The sequence below is a fragment of the Cupriavidus sp. CPT47-8839-RL05A genome (assembly GCF_058792255.1).
In genome coordinates this window covers 264,960-277,088 of sequence record NZ_JBYTEG010000002.1, presented here as the reverse complement: position 1 = coordinate 277,088, position 12,129 = coordinate 264,960, and the positions used below count along the sequence as shown (strand labels likewise).

Annotated in this window: 9 protein-coding genes; 7 read left to right on the top strand and 2 right to left on the bottom strand. The window is 66.9% G+C overall.

From position 1 onward, the window contains the following. Positions 1-27: 27 nt before the first annotated feature. Entirely contained in the window at positions 28-738 is a 711-nt protein-coding gene (locus tag AC3WVS_RS03330; protein WP_492317369.1) for a phosphonate utilization associated transcriptional regulator, read from the bottom strand. 265 nt (positions 739-1,003) lie between these two features. Here AC3WVS_RS03330 and AC3WVS_RS03325 point away from each other — a divergent pair, with 265 nt between their 5' ends. The 7 genes from AC3WVS_RS03325 to purU all read left to right on the top strand — a co-directional run bounded on the left by AC3WVS_RS03325 (position 1,004) and on the right by purU (position 10,701). Beyond that, a complete protein-coding gene (locus tag AC3WVS_RS03325) occupies positions 1,004-2,038 on the top strand; it encodes a putative 2-aminoethylphosphonate ABC transporter substrate-binding protein (RefSeq protein WP_492317368.1) in 1,035 nt (344 codons plus the stop codon). Between the two features lie 90 nt (positions 2,039-2,128). After that, positions 2,129-3,241, top strand: a complete 1,113-nt coding sequence (locus tag AC3WVS_RS03320) for a putative 2-aminoethylphosphonate ABC transporter ATP-binding protein (protein WP_492317367.1) — start codon at positions 2,129-2,131, stop codon at positions 3,239-3,241. Then, positions 3,232-5,046, top strand: coding sequence for a putative 2-aminoethylphosphonate ABC transporter permease subunit (locus AC3WVS_RS03315; RefSeq protein ID WP_492317366.1), 1,815 nt, complete (start codon positions 3,232-3,234; stop codon positions 5,044-5,046). Before AC3WVS_RS03320 ends, AC3WVS_RS03315 begins: the two co-directional genes overlap by 10 nt. Positions 5,047-5,086: 40 nt before the next feature. Beyond that, positions 5,087-6,220 carry a 2-aminoethylphosphonate--pyruvate transaminase gene (locus AC3WVS_RS03310; protein ID WP_492317365.1) on the top strand — a complete coding sequence of 378 codons (1,134 nt, stop codon included), beginning with the start codon at positions 5,087-5,089 and terminating at the stop codon, positions 6,218-6,220. Between the two features lie 113 nt (positions 6,221-6,333). Next, complete coding sequence (locus AC3WVS_RS03305) at positions 6,334-7,185, top strand: EamA family transporter (protein ID WP_492317364.1); 852 nt, start codon at positions 6,334-6,336, stop codon at positions 7,183-7,185. A 97-nt stretch (positions 7,186-7,282) separates the two neighbouring features. After that, positions 7,283-9,778, top strand: coding sequence for a GcvT family protein (locus AC3WVS_RS03300; RefSeq protein ID WP_492317363.1), 2,496 nt, complete (start codon positions 7,283-7,285; stop codon positions 9,776-9,778). Between the two features lie 26 nt (positions 9,779-9,804). Beyond that, entirely contained in the window at positions 9,805-10,701 is an 897-nt protein-coding gene (purU, locus tag AC3WVS_RS03295) for a formyltetrahydrofolate deformylase (RefSeq protein ID WP_492317362.1), read from the top strand. 22 nt (positions 10,702-10,723) lie between these two features. Here purU and AC3WVS_RS03290 read toward each other — a convergent pair whose 3' ends face one another. Next, entirely contained in the window at positions 10,724-12,049 is a 1,326-nt protein-coding gene (locus tag AC3WVS_RS03290; RefSeq protein ID WP_492317361.1) for an aminotransferase-like domain-containing protein, read from the bottom strand. Positions 12,050-12,129: the final 80 nt, after the last annotated feature.

The following is a 12,129-nucleotide window of genomic DNA, read 5'->3' as shown; positions in this document are numbered from 1 at the left end:
CGTCAGCTTCAGTAAATTCAGTCGGATTCAGGCGGCAGCACCCCTGTCGGCGCTGGCCGGGTCCACGGCGGCATGCATGCGGGCGCGGCCACGCTCCACGTGCTCGCGCATCAGGCGCGCGGCCAGTTCGCCGTCGCGCGCGGCAATCGCCGAGACGATGGCGCGGTGCTCGCGGGTGGAATCGGGCATGGCGGCGTGGCTGCCGGACAGCGCCTCGCGGCGGAACAGCGTCAGCTCCTTGACCAGGCGCCGGTAGGTGTCCAGCAGCTTGCGGTTACCGGCCAGATCGACCATGCGGTCGTGGAACGCCAGGTTCAGCCGCGTGTATTCGTCGACATCGCGCGCCTGGCTGGCCGCGTCCAGCGCCTCCACTAGGGCGCGCAGTTCGCGCAGGCTCTCGGGCGTGACGCGGGCGGCCAGTTGCCGGCCGATGAATTCATCGAGCACCGCGCGCAGCTCATAGATCTCATCGGCTTCCTCCACCGAAATGGCGCGCACGAACACGCCGCGGTTCTTCTCGGTGCGCAGCAGGCCGGCCTGCTCCAGCGCCCGGAAGGCTTCCCGCACCGGTCCGCGCGACACGTTCAGCTGCCCCGCCACCTCGATCTCATTGAGCTTGGCGCCAGGTGGCAGGTCGCCCGACATGATCCGCAGTTCCAGTTCACGCTGCACCAGGGTGGTCAGGGACTGGCTCTGCAGGATGGTGATTTCGCTCGCCAGCGGCGCTTGGCGTGACATGAAAACTCCCCGTTTGTGACGGATTAAGCAGTATCGAAAATCCTTATTGCCATTAAAGCAAGCGGTTTGTATATTGTCAACAATCAAGGCATCGGTACAGCGCGCAAGGTAAATAACAGAGCGCTGAAAGCCAGGCATATGCCTTGCAAGTGTTGTAGCACAAGGGTTTATCGGTGTTTCAATGTTGTGCAGCACGCCTCGTGGCATTGCAACATATTCACCAAATCGACACATATCTCCACCTACAATGCCAGAAGGAGTCCCCATGCAACCGTCCTTCAGATCCACCCTGCGCACCGCCGCCGCCCTGCTTGCGCTAGCCGCCTCCGGTACGGCGCTGGCCCAGAAAACCACCCTCACCGTCTACACGGCGTGGGAGATCGAGACCCTCAAGCCGTACGCCGAGGGCTTTGCCAAGGTGGCGCCCGATATCGAACTGAAGTACGTGCGCGACTCCACCGGCGTCATCACCGCCAAGGCGCTCGCTGAAAAAGGCAACCCGCAGGCCGACGTGATCGCCGGGCTGGCTGCGTCGAGCCTGGAACTGCTCAAGCAGGAAGGGATGCTGGCGCCCTACTCGCCCAAGGGCTTCGAGAAACTGACGCGCGACTACAGCGACAAGGCCACGCCGCCGTCCTGGGTGGGGCTGGACGTCTGGGGCGCAACCATCTGCTTCAACACCATCGAAGCCAAGAAGCGCAACCTGCCGCGCCCCGAGACCTGGAAGGACCTGGCCAAGCCCGTCTACAAGGGCACCATCGTGATGCCCAACCCGGCCTCCTCCGGCACCGGCTTCCTGGACGTGACCGCCTGGCTGCAGCTCTATGGCGAGCAGGATGGCTGGAAGTACATGGATGCACTGCACGAGAACATCGCCCAGTACACCCATTCGGGCTCCAAGCCATGCAAGCAGGCCGGCTCGGGTGAGTTCCCGATCGGCATCTCGTTCGAGCTGCGCGCGCACAAGACGCTGGCCTCGGGCGCGCCGATCGAGATGATCTTCCCCAAGGAAGGCCTGGGCTACGACATCGAGGCTGCCGGCATCGTCAAGGGCACCAAGAAAATGGAGGCCGCGCAGCGCTATATGGACTGGCTGGCCAGCAAGGAGGCCAACCAGCTGTTTGCCAGGGACTGGGCCATCGTCGCCTATCCGGGCGTGGCGAGGAAGATCGAGACCATCCCGGCCAACTACGAGCAGATGCTGGTCAAGAACGATTTCAGCCATATCGCCAAGAACCGCGAGCGCGTGCTGGCCGAGTGGCAGAAGCGCTATGCCAGCAAGTCGGAGAAGCAGCCCTGAGCGCCTGAGCGCCGTCGTGTACCTGCGCCCTCGCCCCACCTGGGGCAGAGGACGCCGGGTCTCCCAACAGAACACACCGGGCCCCACGCCATGCAGACCTCCCCATCCACGGCCGAGACCTACCTCAGCCTGAAAGGCATCCACAAGCGCTTCGGCGGCAGCAGCGGCGCCTTCGTGGCACTCCACAACATCGACCTGGACGTGCGCCAGGGCGAGCTGCTGTGCTTCCTGGGCCCGTCGGGCTGCGGCAAGACCACGCTGCTGCGCATCATCGCCGGGCTGGAATCGCAGAGCGCCGGCACCATCCACCAGGGCGGGCGCGACATCTCCACGCTGCCGCCGATGGAGCGCGACTACGGCATCGTGTTCCAGTCCTACGCGCTGTTCCCCAACCTGACGGTGGCGGACAACGTGGCCTACGGCCTGGTCAACCGCCGCATGCCGCGCGACCAGCGCCGCGCCCGCGTGGATGAGCTGCTGACGCTGGTGGGGCTGCCCGAGCGCGGCAACCAGTACCCGGCGCAGCTGTCCGGCGGCCAGCAGCAGCGCGTGGCGATTGCACGCGCGCTGGCCACCTCGCCCGGCCTGCTGTTGCTGGATGAGCCGCTGTCCGCGCTCGATGCCCGCGTGCGGGTGCGGCTGCGCAGCGAGATCCGCGCGCTGCAGCAGCGGCTGAACATCACCACCATCCTGGTCACGCACGACCAGGAAGAGGCATTGTCGATGGCCGACCGCATCGTGGTGATGAACCAGGGCGCGATCGAGCAGGTGGGCACGCCGGCGCAGATCTACCAGCGCCCGGCCACGCCGTTCGCCGCGGACTTCGTCGGCAAGACCAATATGCTGGGCGCGCGCGTCTGCGGCGACGGCGAACTGCAGCTGGGTGGCGTGCGCATGCGCTGCGCCGCGCCCCCGGGCTGTTGCGCCGACGAGGACGTGCAGGTGTTCTTCCGCCCCGAAGACGTCTGCGTGCGCGGCATCGAACAGCATGGCCCCAACGTGCTGGAGGCCACCGTGGACAAGATCGAGTTCCTCGGTGCGTTCTCGCGGCTGACGCTGCGCCTGCCTGACGCAGCGTCCGGCGCCCTGTACGCCGACCTCTCCCTCAATGACCTGCACGAGCTGCGCCCGAACACCGGCGACCTGCTGCGCCTGGCCATTCCCGCTGACCGTATCCGCATTTTCCGCCACGCATGCGCATGAGCCTCACTGCGGCGCCGGCCAATACGTCTGCCACCATGCCGGCCACCGATACCGTCCCCGCCACCGCCACCAGCGCGCCGGCCGGGCCTGCCAACCCCGGCGCGCAGCCCGCGCCGCCGGCCCTGGTCGCCACCGCCGTGCGCGCGCACTGGACCGACCGCCTCGCCCACGTGCTGCTGGCGCTGGCCGCGCTGGCGCTCGCCTGCTTCGTGCTGGCGCCGATCGTGATGATCCTGGCCAAGAGCGTGCAGAACCGCGACGGCAGCCTGGCCGGCATCGCGCACTTCCGCGCGTACCTCGAGTCGCCCGCGCTGCTGCGTTCGGTGTGGAACAGCCTGTGGGTCTCTGCCCTGGCCACCTGCATCACCGTGCCGCTGGCATTCAGCTTTGCCTATGCGCTGACGCGCAGCCGCATCGCCTGCAAGGGCCTGCTGCGCAACCTGGCGCTGATCCCGCTGCTGGCGCCATCGCTGCTGGCGGCGATCTCCTTCATCTTCTGGTTCGGCAACCAGGGGCTGTTCAAGCCGTGGATGGGCAGCACGCAGATCTACGGGCCGCTGGGCATCGTGGCCTCGCTGGTGTTCGCCACCTTCCCGCATGCGCTGATGATCCTGATCACCGCGCTGTCGCTGACCGACGCGCGGCTGTACGAGGCGGCCGATGCGCTGGGCACCTCGACCGTGCGCAAGTTCTTCACCATCACCGTGCCGGGCGCGCGCTACGGCCTGGTCAGCGCGGCCATGGTGGTGTTCACCTATGCGATCTCGGACTTCGGCATCCCCAAGGTGATCGGCGGCAACTTCCATATGCTGGCCACCGACATCTACAAGCTGGTGATCGGCATGCAGGACTTCTCGCAGGGCGCGGTGGTGTCGCTGATGCTGCTGGTGCCGGTGGCCGTCACCTACTATGTCGATGCGCGCGTGCAACGGCGCCAGATGGCGCTGATGTCGGCACGCTCGGTGCCCTACGTGCCGCGCCGCAGCCGCCGCTTCGACCTGGCCATGGCGGTGTTCTGCTGGCTGATGGCAGCGCTGATGCTGGCGGTGATGGGCATGGCGATCTACGCGTCCTTCGTCAAGCTGTGGCCGTACAACTTCTCGCTGTCGCTGAACCACTACCGGGTGGGGCTGGTCGAGGGCGGCGTGGTCGATTCCTACCTGAACAGCCTGCGCATGGCGGGACTGGCCGCGGTGATCGGGCCGGTGTTCATCTTCACCACCGCCTACCTGCTGGAGAAGACCCGCGGCATGGACTGGCTGCGCAGCTTCGTGCGGCTGATGGCGGTGCTGCCGATGGGCGTGCCCGGGCTGGTGCTGGGCCTGGGCTACATCTTCTTCTTCGTGCCGCAGGCCAACCCGATGCACGGGCTGTACCAGACGCTGGGGATCCTGGTGCTGGTGACCATCGTCCACTATTACGCGTCGTGCCACCTGACCGCCGTGACCGCGCTCAAGCAGCTCGACAGCGAGTTCGAGGCCGTGTCCGCCTCGCTCAAGGTGCCCTTCTACAAGACCTTCTTCAAGGTCACGGTGCCGGCCTGCCTGCCCGCCATCCTGGAGATCTCGCGCTACCTGTTCATCAATGCGATGACCACGGTCTCGGCGGTGGTGTTCCTGTACGGCGCCGACACCAAGCTGGCCTCGGTCGAGATCGTCAACCTGGATGAATCCGGCGACATCGGCCCCGCGGCGGCAATGGCGACGCTGGTGGTGCTGACCTCGGCCTTCGCCTGCCTGCTCTATTACCTGCTGCAACGCGTGCTCGATCGCAAGACCCAGGCCTGGCGCCAGGGCAACGACTGACATTCCCTTGTATCCACTCCTTCCCAATCAGGAGCTCACCATGATTCGCGGCAACGACCCGATCCTTCTGACCCCCGGCCCCCTGACCACCTCGCTCGCCACCAAGCAGGCCATGCTGCGCGACTGGGGCTCGTGGGACGCCGCCTTCAACGCCATCACGCGCAGCCTGTGCGACGACCTGGTGCGCATCGTCCACGGCGAAGGCACCCATGTGTGCGTGCCGATGCAGGGCAGCGGCACCTTCTCGGTGGAAGCCGCCATCGCCAACGTGGTGCCGCGCGACGGCAAGGTGCTGGTGCCGCAGAACGGCGCCTACTGCCAGCGCATCCTCAAGATCTGCAAGGTGCTGGGCCGCGCCAGCGTGGAACTGCCGATCCCCGAAGACCAGCCCGCCACCGCCGCGCTGATCGAAGAGGCCATCCGGCGCGACCCGTCGATCACGCACGTGGCGCAGGTGCACTGCGAGACCGGCGCCGGCGTGCTCAACCCGCTGCAGGAAATCGCCGCGCTGTGCCAGCGGCTGGGCAAGGGGCTGATCGTCGACGCGATGAGCTCGTTCGGCGCGATCGAGATCGACGCCCGCACCATGCCGTTCGACGCGCTGGTGGCCGCCACCGGCAAGTGCATCGAGGGCGTGCCGGGCATGGGCTTCGTGCTGGTCAGGAAAGACGTGCTGGAAGCCAGCCAGGGCAACAGCCACTCGCTGGCGCTGGACCTGTACGACCAGTACGTCTACATGCAGAAGACCACGCAGTGGCGCTTCACGCCGCCCACGCATGTGGTGGCGGCCTTCCGCACCGCGCTCGACCAGTTCCTGGAAGAAGGCGGCCAGCCGGTGCGCGGCGCGCGCTACCGCAGGAACTGCGACACGCTGGTGCAGGGCATGGCCGCGCTCGGCTTCCGCGCCTTCCTGCCGGCGGCGGTGCAGGCGCCGATCATCGTCACCTTCCATGCGCCGGCCGACGCGCGCTATGACTTCAAGACCTTCTACGCCAGGGTGCGCGAGCGCGGCTACATCCTGTATCCGGGAAAGCTGACGCAGATGGAGACCTTCCGCGTCGGGTGCATTGGTGCGATCGATGACAACGAGATGCGCAATGTGGTGACGGCGATTGGCGAGGTGCTGCGCGAGATGGGCATCAAGGCGCAGGCGCCGCTGGCGGAAGCGGCTTAAGCCACCTTCCTCCAGCGCCTGGCAACAGGCACCCCTCTCCCGCAGGCGGGAGAGGGGTGCAGACAAGCGGGCTTGCGAACCCATCAGAAATCCGCAAGAACAACCCCTCCTTCATGCCCCTCCCCCCAGACTTTCACGGCCTCGCCTTTGCCGCCGTGATGCTGTCCGCGCTGATGCACGCGTCGTGGAATGCCATCGTCAAGATCGGTGGCGACCGCTTGTCGTCGATGGCGCTGATCGACACCTTCTGCCTGCTGGTGGCGCTGCCCTTCCTGTTCCTGGTGCCGCTGCCCGCGCCGCAGGTGTGGCCCTTCCTGCTCGCCACGGTGGCGCTGGAAGTCGGCTACAAGCTGTCGCTGGTGGCCGCCTACAACCGTGGCGACTTCAGCCAGGCCTATCCGCTGATGCGCGGCTCGGCGCCGATGATGGTGGCGATCCTGCTGTTGCTGACCGGCAGCGAACGGCTGGGGCCAGGCGGCTATGCCGGCATCGCGCTGATCTGTTGCGGGCTGGTCAGCCTGGTGCGCTGGCGCCGGCAATCGCCCGACCTGCTCGGCTTTGCGCTGCTGGCCGGGGCCTGCCTGGCGGCCGGCACCGTGATCGACGGCACCGCGGTCAAGCGCTACGGCGAGGTCTTCACCTATATCGTCTGGCTGCAGGCGATGTCGCACATCTTCATGCCGACCTACGCCTTCAGCCGGCGCGGCACCGCGCTGGTCACGCTGATGCGCACGGAATGGAAGCGCGCGTGGATCGGCGGCATCAACCGGGTGGGCTCGTATGCGCTGATGCTGTGGGCCATGACCATGGCGCCAGTGACCAAGCTGGCGGCGCTGCGTGAATCGAGCGTGATCTTTGCCGCGCTGCTGGGCCACTTCCTGCTGCGCGAGCCCTTCGACCGGCGGCGGCTGATTGCGACCGCGCTGGTCCTGGCGGGGATCCTGACACTGCAACTGGCGCGCTGATCCGCCGATGCATGTTGCATTTTGTGTTGTTTGTTGGCGTTTTTTTGCATAACATGGCAGGCAACGCCAACCACTTCCCTGCCGAGGTTTTCCCGCCATGTCCCCTGTCATCCCTTCCCACTCCCGCGTCGTCATCATCGGCGGCGGCATCATCGGTTGCAGCGTCGCCTATCACCTGACCAAGCTCGGCTGGAAGGATGTGGTCCTGCTGGAACAGGGACAACTGTCCTGCGGCACCACATGGCACGCGGCCGGGCTGGTCGGGCAACTGCGCTCGCAGGAAAGCATGACGAAACTGATCCGCTACTCCACCCAGCTGTACAGCGAACTGGAAGCGGAAACGGGCCTCGGCACCGGCTGGAAGCAATGCGGCTCGCTGTCGGTCGCGCGCACCGCGGAACGCATGACGCAACTGCGCCGCACCGCGGCGGTGGCGCGGGCCTATGGCGTGGATTGCGAGGTGATCTCGCCCGCCCAGGCCGGCGAACTGTGGCCGGTGATGCGCACCGACGACCTGCTTGGGGCGGTCTGGCTGCCGGGCGACGGCAAGGCCAACCCGACCGACCTGACCCAGGCGCTGGCGCGCGGCGCGCGCAGCCGCGGCGCGGTCATCGCGCAGGATACGAAGATCACCGCGATCCATACCCGCGATGGCCGCGCCACCGGCGTGAGCTGGCGCAACAAGGCCGGCGACGAAGGCCGCATCGAGGCGGAGATCGTCGTCAATTGCGCCGGCCAGTGGGCGCGCCAGGTCGGCCAGATGTGCGGCGTGACCGTGCCGCTGCACTCGGCCGAGCACTATTACATCGTCACCGAGCGCATTGCCGGCGTGCACCCTGACCTGCCGGTGATGCGCGACCCGGACGGCTTCATCTACTTCAAGGAAGAAGTGGGCGGGCTGGTGATGGGCGGCTTCGAGCCCAATGCCAAGCCGTGGGGCATGCAGGGCATTCCTGAGCCGTTCGAGTTCCAGTTGCTGCCTGATGACTGGGACCAGTTCGAGATCCTGATGGAGAACGCGCTGATCCGCGTTCCGGCACTGGAGTCGGCGCAGGTCAAGCAGTTCTACAACGGACCCGAGTCGTTCACGCCGGACAACAACTTCATCCTCGGCGAAGCGCCCGAGCTGCGCAATTTCTACGTGGGCGCGGGCTTCAACTCAATGGGGATCGCGTCCGCCGGCGGCGCCGGCATGGCGCTGGCGGAATGGATCGTCGCGGGCGAGCCGACCATGGACCTGTGGCCGGTCGATATCCGCCGCTTCGCCGGCTTCAACGGCAACCAAAGCTGGCTGCACGACCGCGTCAGGGAAACGCTGGGCCTGCACTACGCGATGCCATGGCCCAACCGGGAACTGGATACGGCGCGGCCGTTCCGCCGCTCGCCGCTCTATGCCCACCTGCACGCCGCCGGCGCCAATTTCGGCAGCAAGATGGGCTGGGAGCGGCCAAACTTCTTCGCGCCTGCCGGACAATCGCCCGAGATCCGCTACTCGTTCGGGCAGCAGAACTGGCTGCCGTGGAGCGGCGCGGAACACCGCGCCTGCCGCGAGGCGGTGGCGCTGTTCGACATGAGTTCGTTCTCCAAGTACATCGTCAAGGGTGCCGATGCCGAGGCCGTGCTGCAATACGTGATGAGCAACGACGTGGCCGTGCCGCCGGGGCAGACCGTGTACACCGCCATGCTCAACGACCGCGGCACCTATGAATCCGACCTGACCGTGACGCGGCTGGCGCACGACCAGTACCTGCTGGTGACCGGCTCGGCGCAGACCACGCGCGACTTCAACTATGTCGAGCGCCTGATTCCCGCCGACAAGCGCTGCGCGATCGTCGATGTCACCGGGCAGTACGCTGTGCTGGCGGTGATGGGCCCGCGCTCGCGCGAGCTGTTGCAGAGCGTGTCGCGCGCCGATTTCTCCAATCAGGCGTTCCCGTTCGGCACCTCGAAAGAGATCGATCTCGGCTATGCCACGGTGCGCGCCACGCGCCTGACCTATGTGGGCGAACTGGGCTGGGAGCTGTATGTCCCGGTGGAATTCGCCGTCGGCGTCTATGACACTTTGCACGAGGCCGGGAAACGCTTCGGACTGGTCAACGCCGGCTACTACGCCATCGAATCGCTGCGCATCGAGAAAGGCTACCGCGCCTGGAGCCGCGAACTGAACACCGACATCCATCCGTTCGAGGCCGGACTGTCGTTTGCCTGCAAGCTGAACACCGACATCCCGTTCCGCGGGCGCGAGGCGCTGCTGAAGCTGCGCGCTGCCGGCGGTGCCGCGCAGGTGCGGCGGCGCGTTGCCGTGGTCACGCTGGACGGTGCCAGCGAGGCCATGCTCTGGGGCGGCGAGGCGATCCTGCGCACTGCCCCGGACGGCACCGTGCGCCCCGCCGGCTTCGTGACATCGGCCGCGTTCGGCCACACCCTTGGGTGTCCGGTGGGCATGGGGCTTCTGGCACGCGCCGATGGTCCGGCCGACGCGGCATGGATCGAGGCCGGCAAGTATCACGTAGACCTGGCCGGGGAACTGCTGCCTGCACGCATCCACCTGCGTGCGCCATACGATCCGGCCAGCGAACGGACCAAGGCCTGATGATGCAAGCAGATACCGGAGTGCCCATGCCAGTGGCCCAGACCGAAACCGCCAGCTACATCCTGACGCTGTCGTGCCCCGACCGTCCCGGCATTGTCCATGCCGTCTCGGCGCTGCTGGTGGAAGCCGGCGCCAATATCGTCGATTCCGCGCAGTTCGGCGATCGCGACAGCGCACGGTTCTTCATGCGGGTGCACTTCCAGCGGCCGCTGCCAGAAGGCCAGGATGCCGGCGATGCGCTCGCCGCCCTGCGCAGCACGCTGGCGGGCGTGGCGGCCGCGCATGAGATGGACTGGGCGCTGCACGACGCCGCGCGCAAGCCGCGCGTGATGCTGATGGTGTCAAAGATCGGCCACTGCCTGAACGACCTGCTGTTCCGCTACCGCACTGGCCAGCTGCCCATCGAGATTCCGGCCATCGTCTCCAACCACAAGGACTTCTACCAGCTTGCGGCGAGCTACGACATCCCGTTCCATCACCTGCCCCTGCTCAATGCCACGCCGCAAGGCAAGGCCGCGCAGGAAGCGAGGCTGTGGGATCTGGTCTGCGACTACAGTATAGACCTGGTGGTCCTGGCCCGTTACATGCAGGTCTTGTCCGACGACCTGTGCCGCCGCCTGGAGGGCCGCGCCATCAATATCCATCATTCCTTCCTGCCCAGCTTCAAGGGCGCGCGCCCCTACGCGCAAGCCTATGAGCGCGGCGTCAAGCTGATCGGCGCCACGGCCCACTATGTGACCGGCGACCTCGACGAAGGCCCCATCATCGAACAGGAAGTCGCGCGCGTGGACCATGCCATGGACGCCGCGCAGCTGACCGCCATCGGACGCGACGTGGAATGCGTGGCGCTGGCGCGGGCGGTGAAATGGCATGCGGAACATCGGGTCCTGCGCAACGGCGGCAGGACGCTGGTGTTCCGCTGAACGGGCAGCCTTTGCCGCCGCTTCAGCCGGCTGCCGCCCGCCGGACCTTGCGCAACGCCTGCTCCAGCGCATCCATCGAGATCGACCCGAGCGCCAGCCGCAGCGCATGCGGCACGCTCGCGCCGACCGCGAACGGCTCGGCCGTCGTCACCAGCACACCCTCGTGCTCCAGGGCGGCCACGACCTGGTCGGCGCGCAGGTCCTCCTCGAGTTCAAGCCACAGGTAGTATGAAGACGGGTGCGCCGTGACGCGGCAGCCGCGCAAGATGCGCCGCGCCAGGCTCTGCCTGCGCCGGGCGTCCTTGCGCTTGCGATCTTCCAGGTCATCGACGATGCCGGCTTCGATCCAGAGGCAGCCGAGCGCCACGGTCAGCGACGGCGTGTTCCAGGTTGACACGCGAATGGCGCGTTCCAGGGCCGGCACCAGCGGCGCGGGCGCCGCGACGAACCCCATCCTCAGTCCCGATGCCACGCTTTTCGACAAGCCCGAGACGTAGACGGTCCGCTCTGGCGCGAAGGTGAACACCGGTTTCGGCGCCGGTTCGGCAAGGAAGGCGTAGGCGCCATCTTCAATGATCAGCAGATCATGCCGTTGCGCCAGGGCCGCAAGGCGGCCGCGGTCCGCCTCGTTCATGACATAGCCCAGCGGATTGTGCATGGTCGGCATGGTGTAGACCGCCCGCACCGGACGCCGCTTGCAGAGCGCGGCAAGGCGATCCAGGTCCAGGCCCGCGGCGGTCGCCGGCAACGGCTCCAGGTCGAGCCGGTACAACTGCGCCAGCGCCTTCATGCCCGGGTACGTCAGCGCGTCAACCGCCACCACGTCGCCGGGATTGAGCAACCCCATCACCGTCACCGCCAGGCCCTGCTGCGCGCCGTTGACGATCAGCACCTGGCTGCCCGGCACCCGGATGCCGCGGTTGCGCAGGTGCCGGGCAACGGCCTGCCGTTCGTGCGGGCGCCCGCCCTGCGGCGCGGAATGCAGCAACGCGTCAAGGTCGCCCGAAGCCGCGATGCTGCGCAAGCCATCGCGCAACAGTTCAACCTGCCCGGGCAGCGACGGATAGTTGAAAGTCAGGTCCACCGCGCCGGCGCGCACCGGATGCTGCTCCAGCCCCAGGCCGCGCGGCAGCGAGGTATCGCGCACGAACGTGCCCCGGCCGGTCTCGCCGACCACCAGGCCGACGGCCTCCAGTTCGACATAGACGCGTGCCGCTGTCGCCAGCGCGACGCCGTACTGCTTCATCAGCGCACGCACCGTCGGCAGTTGCGTGCCCGGAGGCAGTTCGCCGCGATGAATGCGCGCGGCAATCTCGTCAACAATGATCTTGTAGCGCGCGTGGGCCATGCTTTGTATCTAGAACAATGCTTTGCGTGTATCAGGCCAGAAGAATAGCCTGCATGCCTAGTCAACGCTAACCATTTCCT